This window comes from Rhodocista pekingensis, from assembly GCF_042665545.1.
GTDB classification, from domain to species: domain Bacteria; phylum Pseudomonadota; class Alphaproteobacteria; order Azospirillales; family Azospirillaceae; genus Rhodocista; species Rhodocista pekingensis.
In genome coordinates this window covers 667,376-683,678 of the sequence record NZ_JBHTCM010000004.1, presented here as the reverse complement: position 1 = coordinate 683,678, position 16,303 = coordinate 667,376, and the positions used below count along the sequence as shown (strand labels likewise).

Annotated in this window: 15 protein-coding genes; 7 read left to right on the top strand and 8 right to left on the bottom strand. The window is 70.6% G+C overall.

Annotation, left to right across the window (positions count from 1 at the left end; translation table 11 throughout):
* Positions 1-45: 45 nt before the first annotated feature.
* On the top strand, positions 46-930 hold the full coding sequence (locus ACFQPS_RS03825) for a DUF3618 domain-containing protein (RefSeq protein ID WP_377356566.1): 885 nt from the start codon (positions 46-48) through the stop codon (positions 928-930).
* Positions 927-1,910: a YihY/virulence factor BrkB family protein gene (locus ACFQPS_RS03820; protein ID WP_377356564.1), complete on the top strand. Its 984-nt coding sequence runs from the start codon at positions 927-929 to the stop codon at positions 1,908-1,910. The genes ACFQPS_RS03825 and ACFQPS_RS03820 overlap by 4 nt, the downstream gene beginning before the upstream one ends.
* Positions 1,911-1,946: 36 nt before the next feature.
* Here the strand turns inward: ACFQPS_RS03820 and hrpB are convergent, their stop codons facing one another.
* Together hrpB and ACFQPS_RS03810 are read right to left on the bottom strand one after the other, a co-directional pair.
* Positions 1,947-4,457, bottom strand: coding sequence for an ATP-dependent helicase HrpB (gene hrpB, locus ACFQPS_RS03815; RefSeq protein WP_377356562.1), 2,511 nt, complete (start codon positions 4,455-4,457; stop codon positions 1,947-1,949).
* Positions 4,458-4,544: 87 nt separating this feature from the next.
* Positions 4,545-4,952, bottom strand: coding sequence for a response regulator (locus tag ACFQPS_RS03810; RefSeq protein ID WP_377356560.1), 408 nt, complete (start codon positions 4,950-4,952; stop codon positions 4,545-4,547).
* Positions 4,953-5,155: 203 nt separating this feature from the next.
* On the opposite strand from ACFQPS_RS03810, the gene ACFQPS_RS03805 reads away from it, so the two are divergent.
* Together ACFQPS_RS03805 and pssA are read left to right on the top strand one after the other, a co-directional pair.
* Complete coding sequence (locus ACFQPS_RS03805) at positions 5,156-5,848, top strand: phosphatidylserine decarboxylase (RefSeq protein ID WP_012566623.1); 693 nt, start codon at positions 5,156-5,158, stop codon at positions 5,846-5,848.
* A complete protein-coding gene (pssA, locus tag ACFQPS_RS03800) occupies positions 5,848-6,738 on the top strand; it encodes a CDP-diacylglycerol--serine O-phosphatidyltransferase (protein WP_377356557.1) in 891 nt (296 codons plus the stop codon). Before ACFQPS_RS03805 ends, pssA begins: the two co-directional genes overlap by 1 nt.
* A 60-nt stretch (positions 6,739-6,798) precedes the next feature.
* On the opposite strand, the gene ACFQPS_RS03795 is transcribed toward pssA, so the two are convergent.
* The 6 genes from ACFQPS_RS03795 to ACFQPS_RS03770 all read right to left on the bottom strand — a co-directional run bounded on the left by ACFQPS_RS03795 (position 6,799) and on the right by ACFQPS_RS03770 (position 13,593).
* Positions 6,799-10,014 carry an efflux RND transporter permease subunit gene (locus tag ACFQPS_RS03795; RefSeq protein ID WP_377356555.1) on the bottom strand — a complete coding sequence of 1,072 codons (3,216 nt, stop codon included), beginning with the start codon at positions 10,012-10,014 and terminating at the stop codon, positions 6,799-6,801.
* A complete protein-coding gene (locus tag ACFQPS_RS03790; RefSeq protein WP_377356554.1) occupies positions 10,011-11,087 on the bottom strand; it encodes an efflux RND transporter periplasmic adaptor subunit in 1,077 nt (358 codons plus the stop codon). The genes ACFQPS_RS03795 and ACFQPS_RS03790 overlap by 4 nt, the downstream gene beginning before the upstream one ends.
* Before the next feature lie 58 nt (positions 11,088-11,145).
* Positions 11,146-11,697 (bottom strand): PadR family transcriptional regulator, encoded by a 552-nt coding sequence (locus ACFQPS_RS03785; protein ID WP_377356553.1) that lies wholly within the window; start codon positions 11,695-11,697, stop codon positions 11,146-11,148.
* A 191-nt stretch (positions 11,698-11,888) separates the two neighbouring features.
* Complete coding sequence (locus ACFQPS_RS03780; RefSeq protein WP_377356552.1) at positions 11,889-12,737, bottom strand: class I SAM-dependent methyltransferase; 849 nt, start codon at positions 12,735-12,737, stop codon at positions 11,889-11,891.
* A 5-nt stretch (positions 12,738-12,742) separates the two neighbouring features.
* Positions 12,743-13,066 carry a hypothetical protein gene (locus ACFQPS_RS03775; RefSeq protein WP_377356551.1) on the bottom strand — a complete coding sequence of 108 codons (324 nt, stop codon included), beginning with the start codon at positions 13,064-13,066 and terminating at the stop codon, positions 12,743-12,745.
* A gap of 170 nt (positions 13,067-13,236) precedes the next feature.
* On the bottom strand, positions 13,237-13,593 hold the full coding sequence (locus ACFQPS_RS03770) for a hypothetical protein (protein ID WP_377356550.1): 357 nt from the start codon (positions 13,591-13,593) through the stop codon (positions 13,237-13,239).
* 293 nt (positions 13,594-13,886) lie between these two features.
* Between ACFQPS_RS03770 and ACFQPS_RS03765 the strand changes: the two genes are divergently transcribed.
* From ACFQPS_RS03765 to ACFQPS_RS03755, 3 genes are all read left to right on the top strand, one after another.
* Positions 13,887-14,519, top strand: coding sequence for a response regulator (locus ACFQPS_RS03765; protein ID WP_377356548.1), 633 nt, complete (start codon positions 13,887-13,889; stop codon positions 14,517-14,519).
* Positions 14,516-15,028, top strand: coding sequence for a hypothetical protein (locus ACFQPS_RS03760; protein WP_377356547.1), 513 nt, complete (start codon positions 14,516-14,518; stop codon positions 15,026-15,028). The genes ACFQPS_RS03765 and ACFQPS_RS03760 overlap by 4 nt, the downstream gene beginning before the upstream one ends.
* 129 nt (positions 15,029-15,157) lie before the next feature.
* Entirely contained in the window at positions 15,158-16,285 is a 1,128-nt protein-coding gene (locus ACFQPS_RS03755) for an isoaspartyl peptidase/L-asparaginase family protein (RefSeq protein ID WP_377356546.1), read from the top strand.
* The last annotated feature ends 18 nt before the right edge of the window (positions 16,286-16,303 follow it).

Genomic DNA, 16,303 nt, shown 5'->3' with positions numbered 1-16,303 from the left:
GCAAGCGATCCGCATGGCCCCGGGGGGAACCTGGGGAAGGGTCTGATGTTCACCTTCGGCCAAGCCGAAGGGGGACAGCCGACGATGGCCGGTGCCGACCATACCCGGGACACGATGCGCGGCGGTGCCGCGCAGGATGACAGGAACAGCCGCGCGCACGCCAGCCGCGACCCGGCTGACATCGAACGCGAGATCGACGCCATCCGCGGCCGGATGGAGGAGACACTACGGGCGCTGGAGGGCAGGCTCAGCCCGGACCGACTCGTCGAGTCCGCGACCAGCGCCTTTCGGAACGCCGGTCAGGTCGGCCCGATCCTGGACGACCTTGTCGATGCCGTCCGGCGCAACCCGCTTCCGCTCCTGCTGATCGGCGCCGGCGTCGCCTGGATCGCCTACGACCTGCTGCGGCGCGACGGTTCCCGCCCGGCTGCGATGCCGCGCGCCCCCCTCCCGGAGGAGCACGCCGCGGCCGCGCTGGTCGCCGATCTGGTCGGGGTCGCCCGTCAGGCGACGCGGGCCCTGCGCCGCGCCGGGATGCATCTGCCGGAGGGACCGACCCGTCTCCTGCTGCGCGAGGCCGCGGAGGAGCGGGGCCTTACGGCGGCGCTCTTGCAGTCCGAACTGCACCGGCTGGTCGGCTGGACCGTGCATGGCGATGCGCCGGGGGGTGTGCAACTGGCCGGCTGGCGGCGGGTCGAGGCGCTGCTTGCCGACGGAACCGGGGCGGATCTGCCCGACGCCGTCGCCGCGGCCGAGGCGGAGACGGAGGAGTGCTTCCGGGCGGCGCTGGCGCATGACCTGCCGGGTGAGCTGCACCTGATCGTCGCCGCCCGTCTGATGGAGGTACGACGAACCCGGGAGCGGCTGGCACAGTGCCTGGCGCGCGGCGCCACGGGCTCCGAAGACGGGGCGGCGGAGAGGGCCGCATGACCGGGGGCGCCCGGCACACCGATCGGGAGGCGGACCCGGCGGCGGATCAGCAGGGCCGCCATGCCGACAGTCCCGGACAGATTCCGGCCCGCGGCTGGTGGTCGATCCTGAAACGCACGCTGGCGGAATCGTCCCGCGACAATGTCTGGGTCGTGGCCGCCGGTGTCGCCTTCCTGGCCCTGCTGGCGATCTTCCCGGCGCTGACGGCGACCTTCTCCCTCTACGGGCTGGTCGCCGACCCGCAGCATGTCGAAGAACAGGTGGCTGCCCTGGCCTCCGTCCTGCCGGCGCAGGGCCGGGAGGTTCTGGTGGGGCAGCTCCATGCCCTGGCGAGCCAGTCCGGCGGTGCTCTCGGCACCGGCCTGATCCTCAGCCTGGGGATCGCGCTCTGGTCGGCTTCCAGCGGCGTCAAGGCGCTCATGAGCGCGCTCAACATCGTCTACGAGGAGGCGGAGAAGCGCAGCTTCCTCCACTTCACCGGGACGGCGCTGGCCCTGACGCTGGGCTTCATCCTGCTGCTGATCTTCCTGATCGCCGTCGTCATCGCCACCCCGGTGGTGCTGGGCTTCCTCGGCCTCGGCGGAACGGCGGACATTCTCGTTCGTCTGCTGCGCTGGCCGCTGCTGGCCCTGGCGCTGGCCTTCGCCCTGGCGGTGCTGTACCGCTACGGTCCCAGTCGGGCCAGGGCGCGGTGGCGCTGGGTGAGCTGGGGGTCGGCCGCGGCGACCCTGCTCTGGATCGTCGGGTCCGTCATCTTCTCCGTCTACATCACCAACTTCGCGGACTACAACGCCACCTACGGCTCGCTGGGGGCCGGCATCATCCTGCTGCTCTGGCTCTATCTGGGCGCCTATGCGGTGCTTCTCGGGGCGGAGCTGGATGCGGAGATGGAGCACCAGACGGCGCGCGATACGACCACCGGACCGGAACGGCCGATGGGCAGCCGCAACGCCCGCATGGCCGACACCGTGGCGAAGTGACGGCCGGGGTCATTCCGGCGCCATGGTGGGTTCCGCTCAGGAGGAGGGCGGCCGGCGCTTCGCCCGTGCCGTCGGTTCCGCCTGCAAGGGATCGTCCGGCCAGTAGTGCCGGGGATAGCGGCCGGCGAGGTCCTTCTTCACCTCGCGGTAGGCGTTCGCCCAGAAGGAGGCGAGGTCGCGCGTCACCTGCACCGGGCGGTGCGCCGGCGAGAGCAGGTGCAGCAGCAGCGGCACCCGTCCGCCGGCGATGCGTGGCGTCTCCGCCTCGCCGAACAGCTCCTGGAGCCGCACCGCCAGCACCGGCTCCGCCGCCGCATAGTCGATCGGGATGCGGGAGCCGGTGGGCACGGTGACATGGGTCGGCGCCAGCCGGTTCAGCTCCTGCTTCGCCTGCCAGTCGAGCATCCCGGTCACGGCGCCGTGCAGGTCGATCCGGTCCAGATGACCGCGGCGGGTGACCCCGGACAGCCACGGGGCCAGCCAGTCCTCCAGCCCGTCCAGCAGGGCCGCGTCGCCCATGTCGGGCCATGGATCGCCCAGGGTCCGGCGCAGGAAGCCGACGCGCAGCCGCCACGCCTCAAGCTCCTTCGTCCAGGGCAGGCAGGACAGGCCCATCTCCCGGATGCCCTCCAGCAGGGCGGGCAGCACCCGGTCCGCGGGCGGCGGCACCAGGGGCTCGTCCTTCAGCACCAGCCCGAACAGCCGGCGGCGACGGCGGGCCAGCACGGCCTGCTCCCGGCTGTCCCAGGCCACCACCTCCTCGCGGCGCAGCTCGCCGGCGAAGTCCTCCTCCAGCTCGGCCTGGGTCAGCGGGGCGGCCAGGAAGATGCGGGCGTCGCGCCCCTGGCCGTCCAGGTCGGCGACCGCCAGGAAGTCGGCTGTCGCCAGCGGGTCCGTCGGGTCCAGCGCCGCGCCGCGCCCGCCGGACAGCCGGAACTGTCCCGGCGCGCCGGGCCGGCGTTGCGCGATCCGGTCGGGATAGGCCAGGGCCAGCAGGGCGCCGGCCGCATCGCTGCCGGTGTCCCCGGCCGGGCCGTCGATCTGGCGTTCGAGCTGCCGGGCCGATTCCCGGACCTGGTGCAGGCTGCCCCGGTCCACGCGCGGATCGCTCCGGCGCTCCTCCAGCAGGTCAAGGCGCAGCCGCAGGTCGGCATCGCGCCCCCCGCCGCCGCGCAGCAGGTCGCGCTCCCCCAGCAGCGCGGCGATGCGGCAGGCCAGCCGCTTGTGGCCCCGGTCGGCGCCGGCGATGACCATGTGGGCGAGGCGCGGGTGCAGCCCCAGCTCCGCCATCCGGCGGCCGTGCGGGGTGATGCGCAGCCCGTCGTCCAGGGCGCCGAGCTGGCGCAGCAGGTCGCGGGCATGCGCAAGGGCGGCCTCCGGCGGCCGGTCCAGCCAGGGCAGCTCCGTCGCGTCGGCGATGCCCCACTGCGCCAGTTCCAGGGCCAGCGGGGCCAGATCGGCGCGCAGGATCTCCGCCGGGGTGAAGGGGATCAGGGCGCGGTCGCCCGCTTCGCTCCACAGCCTATAGCAGACGCCGGGCTCCAGGCGGCCGGCGCGGCCGCGCCGCTGGTCGGCCGAGGCGCGGGAGACGCGCACCGTCTCCAGCCGTCCCATGCCGCTGCGCGGGTCGAACCGGCCGATGCGTGAGAGGCCGGCATCCACCACGACCCGGATGCCCTCGATGGTCAGGCTGGTCTCGGCGATGGAGGTCGCCAGAACCACCTTGCGCCGGCCGGCCGGGGCGGGACGGATGGCGGCGTCCTGGGCATCCAGCGAGAGGTCGCCGTAGAGCGGCGTCAGCAGGATGCCCTCGCGCAGGGGCGGATCGGACAGCAGCCGCTCCACCCGGCGGATCTCGCCGCCGCCGGGCAGGAAGACCAGCACGCTGCCGCTCTCCTCCGCCAGCGCCCGCCGGACGTCGCGGGCCGCGGCCTCCTCCGCCCGGTCGCCGGGGGCGGGCTCGATCCAGCGGGTTTCCACCGGATAGGCGCGGCCTTCGCTGGTCAGCACCGGCGCGCCGCCCAGCAGCTCCGCCACCGGTCCGCCGTCCAGGGTGGCGGACATCACCAGCAGGCGCAGGTCCGGCCGCAGCAGGGCCTGCGACTGGAGGCAGAAGGTCAGCGCCAGATCGGCGTCCAGGCTGCGTTCGTGGAACTCGTCGAACAGGACGGCGGCGACGCCCTCCAGTGCCGGATCGGCCTGGAGCCGGCGCAGGAACAGTCCCTCCGTCACCACCTCGATGCGGGTGCGGGCGGAAACGCGCGAGTCCAGGCGGACCCGGTAGCCGACCGTCTCGCCCACGGCCTCGCCCAGCATCTCCGCCATGCGGCGGGCGGCGGTGCGGGCGGCCAGCCGGCGCGGCTCCAGCATCACGATGCGGCCGTCCGCCGTCCAGGGCCGGTCCAGCAGGGCCAGCGGTACCCGCGTCGTCTTGCCGGCCCCCGGCGGGGCCTGGAGCACGGCGGCGGCCGTGCGGTCCAGGGTCGCAGTCAGGTCCGGCAGGATGCCGTCGATGGGAAGCGGGGGAAAGGAAGGCTGGGAAATCATGGCTCCGCCCGGCAGCAGACGGTGCCCCTCATAGCGCATCGGGGCGGGGCCAGGGAACAGTCGGGCAATGGCAAGGGGGGAGGCTGGTCAGGCGCCGACCCTGACGCGGGCGGCCTGTTCCAGCCGGGACAGCAGGTCCTCGCAGCGGTAGGGCTTGGTGAGGAACCCCAGCGGATACGCGGCCGCGGCCCGGTCGTGCAGGCTTGTCGCGTCGAGCGCGCTCATGAACAGGCTGCGGATGCGGTAGCTCGCCCAGATGGTGCAGGCCGCGTCCACACCGTCGCCGTCGCGCAGCATGATGTCCATCAGCACCAGGTCGGGGTGCATCCGGCCGGCCGCCTCCACCGCGTCCCGGGCGGTGGCGACGATGGCGCAGACCTCGTACCCCGCGCTGAGCAGGACCTGCTTCAGGCCCAGGGCGATGACGGCTTCGTCCTCGGCCACCAGAAGCCGGAGGGGGCGCGATACCGCGCGGGTCTGGACCAGGACGGGCATGGTGGGTTGCCTTGGTGAGGGAACCGCATGATGCCGCAGGAGGCAAGGAACGGTTAATCCCAACTTGCGTACGATTTCGAAATATGTCGATGGAGGTAGGGCGCAGCGGCGCCACGTCATCCCTGCATGACGGCGGAAGGGCTTAATTTCCGGCGCTCATGTCTTTAGGATGCGCTTTTCCTCAACCCGGGTGTTCCAACCGCATGTCCGCGCTCAAGACCGTCATCGTCCCGATCCACCGTGCCGGCTGGCCCTTCATCGCCGCCTTCGCGGTCGTCGCGGCGCTTCTCTTCTCCCTGTCCCCGGCCCTGGGCTGGATCGGCCTCGGCCTGACCGGCTGGTGCGCCTACTTCTTCCGCGACCCTGACCGGGTGACCCCGGTCGGCCACGGACTGGTGGTGAGCCCCGCCGACGGCGTCGTCTCCATGATCACCGAGGCCGCCCCGCCGCCGGAGCTGGGCATGGGGCCCGAGCCGCTGCCCCGCGTCAGCGTGTTCCTGAACGTCTTCGACGTGCATGTGAACCGCATGCCGGTGGACGGCGTGGTCCGCGCCGTGGAGTACCATCCGGGCGCCTTCCTGAACGCCTCGCTGGACAAGGCGAGCGAGCTGAACGAGCGCAACTCCGTCCGCGTCGTCCTGCCGGACGAGCGGGAGGTCGCGGTCGTGCAGATCGCAGGCCTGGTCGCCCGCCGCATCATCTGCCACATCGAGCCGGGCCAGACCGTCCGCTCGGGTGAGCGCTACGGGCTGATCCGCTTCGGCAGCCGCTGCGACGTCTACCTGCCCAAGGGCACGCCGCCGCTCGTCTGCGTCGGGCAGCGCATGGTGGCGGGTGAGACGATCCTGGCCGACCTCTACGGCGTCGAGCCGGCACGGCAGGGGGAGATCCGCTGATGGTCCGTCCGCCCCGGGTGTTCGGGCGGCGGGGCCGCCGGGTCCGACCGCCGCGCCTGCGCGGCCTGACGGTCAACAAGCTGCTGCCCAACGTCCTGACGCTCCTGGCCCTGGCCTCGGGCATGACGGCGATGCGCTTCGGCCTGGAAGGCCGGTTCGAGCCGGCGGTGATCGCCATCGTCGTCGCCGCCGTCTTCGATGCGCTGGACGGCCGCATCGCCCGGCTGCTGAACGCGCAGAGCAAGTTCGGCGAGGAACTGGACAGCCTCTCGGACGTGGTGAGCTTCGGCGTCGCCCCGGCCATGATCCTCTATGTCTGGGTGCTCAAGGATGCCGGGACCTTCGGCTGGATCGCGGCGGTCCTGCTGGGCATCTGCGCGGCGCTGCGGCTGGCCCGGTTCAACACGGCGCTGGGCATGGCGGTGGAGAAGCCGGCCTGGGCCTACAACTACTTCACCGGCGTGCCCGCCCCGGCCGGGGCCGGGCTCGCCATTCTGCCGCTGATCGCCACCCTGGAGCTGGGCACCGGCATCTTCGATCATTCCTGGCTGGTGGTGCCGTGGGTGGTGGTGATCGCGGCCCTGATGGTCAGCGCCCTGCCGACCTTCTCGCTCAAGGGGCTGCGCATCCCGCCCCGCTACGTCGTCTTCGTGCTGATCGGCGTGGCCGCCATCGCTGCGGGGCTGGTCAGTGCGCCCTGGGCCACGTTGACGGTCATCGGCATCGCCTATCTCGGCAGCCTGCCCCTCAGCGTGAAGCACTATGAGCGTCTGAAGGATGAGGCGGAGCGGCTGTCGGCCACGCAGGCGGATGCTGTCTCCGGCTCGGCCCCGGTCGGATCGCCCGCCGTGGCTGAGGCAGCAGCAGAGGACGGCGCGGCGCGGTCCTGACCGCCCGCGCATCCGGCCGGCGGGGGGGCCATGAGCCCCCCGCCGTCTTTGCCGTGTCGCTTACTCCGCCGCCTTGGCCAGCGGCGGTCGGCGGTCGCCGGGGCGGTCACCGTCGCCGGGGCGCTGCCTGCGCCCGAACGGCCAGAGCCGCCGCAGCGCGGCGATCATGTTCTCCCGCAGCATCAGGGCGCAGGGCGTCACCACCAGCGTCAGCACCGTGGCGAAGCTCAGCCCGAAGGCGATGGCGGTGGAGAAGCCGCCCCACCACTGGGTGGAGGGCGCGCCGACGGAGATCTCCCGGCTGACGAAGTCCAGGTTGACCTGGAACACCATCGGCATCAGCCCCAGCACCGTCGTCACCGTGGTCAGGAACACCGGTCGCAGGCGCTGCGCGCCCGTGCGCAGCAGGGCTTCCCGGGCGCTGGGCGTCGTCCTGTGCAGGCGGTCGTAGGTATCGATCAGGACGATGTTGTTGTTCACCACGATGCCGGCGAGCGAGATCACGCCGATGCCGGTCATGACGATGCCGAACGGCTGGCCGGTCAGCAGCAGCCCGATCAGCACCCCGACCGTGGACATGATGACGGCGGAGAGGATCAGGGCGGTGCTGTAGAAGCTGTTGAACTGCGCGATCAGGATGACCGCGATCAGGAACAGCGCCACGGCGAAGGCCTGCGTGAGGAAAGCCCCGCTCTCCCGCTGCTCCTCGTCCTCGCCCTTGAAGGTCAGGGTGACCGTCGGGTCCGGCGGGTTGGCTTCCAGCCAGGCCTGCAACTCCAGCAGCTTGTCGGAGGCGAGCACGCCGGGGGGAACGTCCGCCTTCACCTCCATCACCCGCTTGCTGTCGGTGCGGTTGATGACGCCGACCGTGGGGTGCGGTTCGCGGGTGACGAAGTTGCTGATGGGCACCAGTCCCTGCGCCGTCGGCAGCCGGATCAGGTCGAGCTGGTCGAGCGACCGGTAGTCAACCGGATAGCGGGCGACGATGTCGATCTCGTCCTCGCTGTCGTCGGGCCGGTAGGTCTCCAGGATCAGCCCGTTGGTGACGAGGCGCACGGCGTCGCCCACCGCCGAGACGTCCAGGCCGAACTTCGCGGCCTGCCCGCGGTCCACCGCGATCTGCCAGTCGATGCCGGGCAGGGGGCGGCTGTCCTCGATGCCGACGAAGCCGCCGACCTCCTCCAGCCCCCGGCGCAGATGCTCGACCGCGGCCGGGAGGCGTTCGGAGTAGATCGATGACAGCTCGACCTGGATGGGCTTGCCGACGGGCGGGCCGTCCTCCTGCTTGCGCGTCTCCACGATGATACCCGGCAGGTCCGCCGTCCGCGCCTGGATGTCGGCCAGGATCCGGTCGGCCGGGCGGCGCTCGTCCCAGTCCAGGAACTGGATGTCGACACGGCCGATCACGTCCTCGGCCTGGTCGCCCATGATGCCGCCCCCGCCGCCGGTGCTCTGCCCGATGGTGCGGGTGTAAACGCTCTTGAACTCGGCGCTGAACTCCAGGACCCGTTCCTCGACCTCGCGGACAAGCTGGTCCTTCTCATAGACCGACATGTTGCCACGGGCATGGACCATCACGGTCGCCACCTGCGGCTCGGATTCCGGGAAGAACTCCACGCCGTTGCCATGGGTGGCGTAGTAGACCCAGACGGCGACCAGCCCGGCGAATCCGGCGCCGACCACCTTGCCGGGATGGTCGAGGGCGCGGTCCAGCAGGCGGACATAGAAGCCGGTGAAGCCGCGCAGGGTGCGCAGATCGCCCGTTTCACTCGCCGCCAGCGCCTTCATCAGGGCCGGGTCCGTCTGCCCGGCATGGCCGAACACCGATCCCAGCGTCGGGATGAAGATCAGCGCCATCAGGATCGAGGCGGAGAGCGTTGCGATCAGGGTGATCGGCAGGAACTTCATGAACTCGCCGACCATGCCCGGCCAGAACAGCAGCGGGGCGAAGGCAGCCAGGGTCGTGGCCGTCGAGGTGATGATCGGCCAGGCCATGCGCTGCGCGGCAAGGCTGTAGGACTCGCGGGGGCTCAGCCCCTCCGTCATCTTCCGGTCAGCGTACTCGTTGGTGATGATGGCGCCATCGACCAGCATGCCGACGACCATGATCAGGCTGAACAGCACGATGTTGTTGATGGACAGTCCCATCACCATCAGCACCAGCAGCCCGGTCAGGAACGAGCCCGGAATGGCCACGCCCACCAGCAGCCCGGCCTGCACGCCCAGGGCGGCGATGCAGACGATCATCACCAGCAGGATGGCGCTGATGAGATTGTTGGTGAGATCGGACAGCATCATCCGGATCTCGTTCGACTGGTCCTGGGAGAAGCTGACCGCCACCGCGACGGGCCAGGTGCGCTGTGCCTCGGCCACGACGGTGCGGACCTTCTCGATCGTGTCGATCACGTTCTCGCCGGTGCGCTTCACCACCTCCAGCGCGATGGCGCGCTCGCCGTTCACACGGGCAAAGCTGGTCGGGTCGCGGAAGGTCCGACGCACCTCCGCCACGTCGCGGAAGCGCACGGCGCTGTCGCCGCTGACCTTGATCGGCATGTCCAGGACATCGTCCACCGTCTCGAACAGGCCGGGCACCTTGACCGCGAAGCGGCCGGCGCCGGTATCCAGATTGCCCGCCGCGACCAGCCGGTTGGAGCGCCCGAACAGGGTGATGATGTCGTTGGGGTTCAGCCCGTAGCTCTCCAGCAGCATCGGGTCGATGACGACCTCGACCAGCTCCTCGCGGTCGCCGCTGACATCGACGGACAGCACCTCGCTCAATCCTTCGATCCGGTCCTCCAGATCGCGGGCGAGCCGCAGCAGCGTGCGCTCCGGCACGTCGCCCGACAGGGTGACGACGATCACCGGAAAGAGGGAGAAGTTGACCTCGCTGACCCGCGGCTCGTCCACCCCGTCGGGCAGCTCCGGCCGGGCCAGATCGACCTTCTGGCGCACATCGTCCAGCGCCCTGTCGGCGTCGAATCCCGCCTCGAACTCCAGCACCACGTTGGCCCCGCCCTGATAGGCGCTGGCGGTCATCTCCTTGACGCCTTCGATGGTGCGCACCTCCTGCTCGATCGGGCGGACCAGCAGGCGTTCGGCGTCCTCGGGCGAGATGCCCTCGTAGGTGACGGAGACGTAGATGATCGGGATGTTGATGTCCGGTGCGGCCTCCTTCGGCATGGTCGCATAGGCGCCGACGCCGCCGACCAGCAGCAGCACGAACAGCGCGATGACCATGCGGGAGCGGCCGATGGCCCAGCCGATCAGCGCGCTCACGAGACGCCCCCTGGCTGGCTGACGGGCTTCACCTTCTGGCCGTCCACCACGAACTCCTGCCCGACGATCACCACGGTCGCCGTGTCGGGCAGGCCACCCACCCAGATCCCGGCCGGATCGCTGGACAGGATCCTGACAGGAACGAAGCGCACGATGTCGTCGGCATCGACGGTCTTCACCCCGATGGTGCCGGCATCGTCCAGTGTCAGCACGGCCGGGCTCAGCCGGTGTGCCGTCCGTTGGGCGACCGGCAGGCGCAGCGAGGAGGTCAGCCCGTCCACGATGGCGCGTCCGGGGTTCGGCGCCTCGACCTCCACGCGGAAGGTGCGGGCGTCGGGATCGGCCGCAGCGGCGATGAAGGTGATGCGGCCCTCCACCTCGTCGCCGGACAGGGTACGGGCATGGGCCATGCCGCCCAGGGAGAGGTCGCGGACATGACGCTCGCCGACATAGGCGACGAACTTGATCGGGTCCAGATCCACGATGGTGGCGATCGGGTCGCCGACATCGACGAAATCACCCAGTTCAACCGGGCGGCTGTCCACGATCCCCTCGAACGGGGCCTTGATCTCCGTCTTCTCAAGGGCGAGTTCCGCCGCCTTGACGGCGGCGAGGGCTGCCTCGTAGGCGGCCTTCGTTTCGGCCCGGCGGATTTCGGAACTGAAGCCCTGGTCGGCCAGCCGGCGGGCGGCATCCCACTCGGTCTTGCGCAGGGCCACTCTGGCGCGGGCCTCCTCCAGGTCGGCGCGGCGGGCATCCACCGCGATCCGGACCAGGGGAGCCGCGGCCGCGACGGCGGCGCCGCGCTCGGCCAGGATCGCTTCCACCCGGCCGCGGACCTCGGCCTTGATGCTGACGCTGCGGAAGGCCTGGCTGCGGCCGTTGACCACGACCTCGCTGGTCAACGGCTCCGCCCCCAGCACGGCGACACGCACGGAGACAAGCTCGCGCACCTGCTGCGGAGCCTCGGTGGGCGCCGCATCCTGGGCGACTACCCCGCCGAACTGGCCGGAAGCCATCCAGACCACGGCGACAAGCGTGATCGTCAGGGCAACGACATAGGACCGCTTCATTCCCTCCCGCCCCGCGGCGGGTGGACTCCGCCGTCTTCTCAGTCAGGTCCTGGCGCGTTCATTCGGCAACCTTCGTCTGGACACGGATGCCTTCCAGCAACTGGTGCCGGTGCTCCTCCAGGTAGGCCGCCGCAGCGCGATGCATCGCCAAACCTAGGCCATGTACGAACTTCTCGCCAGGAGGGCTGTGCGCTGCATCACAACTTTCCCGCCGCTCCATGTCTTCGATCAGCCGCTCATAATCTTCGATGCGGTCCGTCAGAATCCGTTCCAGATGGCGCGCCGGCATCAGATGGCTGAACAGGATCATGAACATGAAGTCCGAGCGAAGCCGGTCCGGAGCCGGATGCCGGAGCACGGCCTGGCACAGCACCTGGCGGCCGGCCGCGGTGATCCGGTAGACCTTCTTGTCAGGTCTTGCGTCGGTTCCATGCTGAGCGATGGAAATCATTCCATCTTCGAGCAGTTTTCGTAATGCTGGGTAGATCGAACCAAAGCCAGCATCGCTGAAATTGCTGAAAGGTCCTTCCTCGAACTCCTTCCGGATTTCGTAACCGGAGGCGTCGCCGCGGCTCAGCACGCCCAGGCAAAGTGTCTTAACATCGATCATTTCTGCACGACCAGCGTCGGGATTTGACCTGACCATACAAAGCATACTGATATGGTCAAGTTGCCTATCGACATGGCACAAGCTGCCTATTGGCATGGCATATGACGGGGCGGGGGCGGGTCTGCAAGGGCCACTCCCGCCCCGATCCGGCTGGACAGCTTTGCCCTGAGGGGCGGCTGCGCTTCCGTCGTTCAGGCCTTCCGGCCGATGCAGAGGCGGGCGTGCAGGCGCACCGGGACCATGCCGTCGGGACCGGCAAGGTCGCGGAAACGCTGGTCCGCCGTCTCTCTGACGGCTGCCAGGCGCTCCGCCGGCTCCCCCGTCAGCCGGGGGGCGAACCCCATGTCCAGCGTCGGCGCCCAGAAGGGACGGCCGGCGGGTACGCTGTGGTCCAGCCGCAGCGGCTGCTCGTCCGTCACCTCCAGCCCGCCCTCCGCCAGGGCGGCCGCGAGGCTGCCCTCGGCCGCGAAGCGGAACAGGATCGGCATGCCCGCCTCCGGGTCCGGTCCCAGGACGCTATCCACGGCGGCAGCCAGTTCCCGGAACAGGGTGTTCTCCTCCGCCGGTCCCCAGACGACGAACCCGGCGACGCCGCCGGGCCGCAGCACCCGCGCGACCTCCGCGGCAGCCCGCACGGCATCGGGGGCGAACATCAGCCCGAAGCGGCAGGTGACCCGGTCGAAGCTCGCGGCGGCGAAGGGCAGATGCTCCATGTCCGCCAGGGAGAAGTGCAGGGCGTCCGTGCGGCGCTGCGCCGCCCGGCGGCGGGTGCCCTCCAGCATGGACGCGACCAGATCGGTGGCGACCACCAGCCCGTCAGCGCCGACGAGGGCCGCCGCCGACAGGGCCGGCTCTCCGGTCCCGGAGGCGAGGTCGAGCAGGCGATGCCCCGGCGCGAGTCCGACGGCACGCAGCAGCGGCTGGTTCATGCGGTCGGCGGGCTCGGCCATCCGGTCGGCCCAGCGGTCCCAGGCGTCAGCGCTCCGGGTCCAGCGGGTGCGTTCGGTCTGCCTGTCGGGACGGGCGGGGGAGTGCGGCATGGGCGTCAGTGCAGGGTGCGGTCGCGTGCGGAAGGCGCCGGCGGTCCGCCGACATCGCCCACGCGCTCGCCGAGTGTCCTGATCTGTTCGGCAAGATGCCGGTTGGCCTGGGTCAGGGCCTGGATCTGGAGACGCGCCTCCTGAAGCTGGCGCTGCTGCTGCGCCTGCGCCTCGGAAAGCTGCCGGATGGACTGGATCTGGCGCGAGGAAACCTCTTCCAGGCTCCGGCGCACCGTTGCGCTCATGCCCAGGCAGAAGACGGCGAGCAGGGCTCCGAAGCCCAGTCCGCCGACCAGTGTTGCGACAGCGACGACCGCTACCCAGTCCATGAGCCCTCCCGCGGGGCACGCTGATGCGGCACCGACGGGCGCCGCCTGGAGCAGAGGTGGGAGGGGGAGGGGCGGATCGGAAGACCGGCCGCGGCAATTTTATGCATTCCGCCGCCGTGCGGACCGTCCGGAAGGCGCAGGCGGGAACGCCGGTCAGGGGCGCCGGAGGCTCAGCGGGCAGGTTCCAGGTTGCGGGTGCGGGCGGTCGGCTCCAGCTTCGCCAGATGTTCGCCGAAGGCGTTCAGCACCGGCAGGAACTGGTCGAGCTGTTCCCGCACGACATGGGCGTCCGTCTTCAGGATGATGGACGGGGACGAGGCCATCAGCCGTTCGGCCCGGAACGGCCCGATGCGGTCGTCCAGGTACATCGTCAGGCCCATCAGCATGCCCAGATTGACGTCGTCGGGCTTGCCGGAGTCGGCCAGGACCTCGTGCAACTGCTCCAGCAGGGCGTACATGACGACGGCGGTACGTTCCAGCGTGTCGTCGTAGGCGTTGTCGTTCGGGGGAGCAGACTTCGTGGCCATCGTCCGATTCCGTCAGCGCCAGTCCGGCAGATGTCGAAATCTAGCCGGCGGGCGGTAAGCAAACCGTTAAGAAGCGGAGGGTTCCCGGATGCCGATCGCGGCCATGATCTTTCGGTCGGGGCAGCCCGTGGCCATCCGGGACTGATGCCGGCGCGTGGAACGACCGTCTGTACGGCACGGTGCGGCGGTGCATGCCCGCCCCGCAGGAGCGGCTGCGCCCAAACCTCCGGTGGTCGCGCCACTCCGGTCGGGCTAGTATCATCCTCCGATCCCGCGTACCTCCGACGACGCCCATGACCCCGAAGCGGACCAGTGGCAAGTACTACAGGTTCGACGACCTTTCGATCCTGGTTGCCGACGACAACCGCTTCGTCCGCTCCATCCTTGTCACCATCCTGAAGGCGCTCGGGGTGGGCAAGGTGATCCAGGCCGACAACGGGGAGGAGGCGATGGCAGTCCTTGAAGTGTCGGCCCAGATGCAGCTCGACGTGAAGGAGGTGGACGTCGTCTTCGCCGACCATCTGATGGCGCCGGGCGACGGGCTGGAACTGTTGCGCTGGATCAGGACCCACGAAAGCGACAAGGTGAAATTCCTGCCCTTCATCATGATGAGCGGCGAGGCCGATTACCGCTCGGTGACCGCGGCGCGCGATGTCGGGGTGACGGAGTACCTGGCCAAGCCGATGTCGGTTCTGAACGTCGCCTCGCGGCTGCTGGCGGTCATCGACCGGCCGCGGCCCTTCGTCCGTGCCCCTGGCTATTTCGGCCCGGACCGGCGGCGTCAGACCCTGCCCTTCGACGGGGCGGACCGGCGCGTCATGACGGAGGAGGGTGTCCGGCTCGTGGACGAGGGCGAGCATGTCGTCGTGGAACCCCAGGCGGAGAGAGAACCGGGCGATGCCCCGCAACAGGAGACCGAGGCATGAGCACCGACAAGAAGCCGCATGTCGAGATCATCCGGCGGCCGAACAGGCTGCGCGAGAAGGTCGGGGGATCGGCTGACGGCAAGCCCGGCCGGATCGACCCGGCGGCGCTGGAACGCGCCCATATCCATGTCTCCCGGATGGCCGATGCCCACAAGGCGCAGACGCGCATCGACCTGACGGATCTGCACGATGCCTTCAACACGGCGATGGCGGACGCGGAGAACCGGCCGGCCCATCTGCGCCGTGTCTTCAAGATTTCCGAAGGCATTCTGGCCCTGGGCAAGACCTTCGGCTACGACCTGCTGTCGGAGTTCGCCCACAATCTCAACAGCTTCCTGGTCGAGCTTGAGCATCCGTCGCAGGCCCAGCTCACGGTGATCGCGCTGCACATCGACGCGATGCACGCGATCGTGCGCGACGATATCCGCGGCGACGGCGGCGAACTCGGGCGGGCCCTGTCGCAGTCGCTGGCCATCGCCCGCGCCAAGCTGGTCGCCCGGAAAGGCTGACTCTCCGTCCGAAAGGGCTTGAGGCAGGCCGGGGGGCGTGATCCAAGCTGGACGGGTGCCGGCGATCCATCCCCGACCGGGAGCCTCCGGATCGTCGCCGGCTGCTGTCAGGCCCCTGCGGAGACCGTCATGCCCCCCGATATCCTGCCCCCTGCCGATGCGACACGGCGGGGTCCCCGCCGCTTCTGCGCCCTGCTTCTTCTGGCGCTGTCGCTGTCCGCCTGCGCCGCCACGCCGTCCGGGCAGCAGGCCCCCGCCGCCCCGGTGGAGCGGCCGGCCTGGACCCTTGTCGTGCATGGCGGGGCCGGCACCATGGACCGTGAGCGGATGGGGCCGGAGACGGAGGCAGCGTACCGCGCGGCGCTCTCGGCCGCGCTGGAGCGGGGCGGGGCGGTGCTGGAGGCGGGCGGGTCCGCGCTGGATGCGGTGGAGGCCGTCATCCGCGGGCTGGAGGACGACCCGCAGTTCAATGCCGGCCGCGGTGCCGTCTTCACGGCGGACGGCCGGATCGAGCTGGACGCCGCCGTGATGGACGGGGCGACGCTGAAGGCGGGGGCCGTGGCCGGCGTCACCGGCGTCCGGCATCCGGTCACCCTGGCCCGCGCCGTGATGGAGCGCTCGCCACACGTCATGCTGATCGGCGCCGGGGCGGAGCAGTTCGGCCGCGAGGCCGGGGTGGAGCAGGCCCCGCCTGCCTGGTTCTTCACCGAATGGCGCTGGCAGTCGCTGCTGCGCACCCTGCGCCAGCGGGGTCTGCCGCTGCCGCCGCGCCCGGCGGATGCGCCGCCGGAACCGGCCGCCGACGCCGCCGCGGCCTACCGGCCGGAGGACCGCAAGTTCGGCACCGTCGGCGCCGTCGCCCTGGACAGGCAGGGGCATGTGGCGGCCGCCACCTCCACCGGTGGCACCACCGCCAAGATCTGGGGCCGGGTCGGGGACGTGCCGGTCATCGGCGCCGGCACCTACGCCTCCGACCGCTCCTGCGCCGTCTCCGCCACCGGAACGGGGGAGTACTTCATCCGCCTGGGCGTCGCCCGCTCGATCTGCACCCTGGTGGAGCTGCGCGGCATGGGACTCCAGGCTGCGGCCGACGAGGTGATCGGCCGCAACCTGACGGAGCTGGGCGGCGACGGTGGTGTCATCGCCGTGACGCCCGACGGGCAGGTCGCCTGGAGCTTCAACACCTCGGGCATGTACCGGGCGCGTCAGGTCGCGGGCGGTGCGCCCGTCGTCGCCATCTTCCGCGGCGAACCCTGACCGGAAAACGGCGCCTCG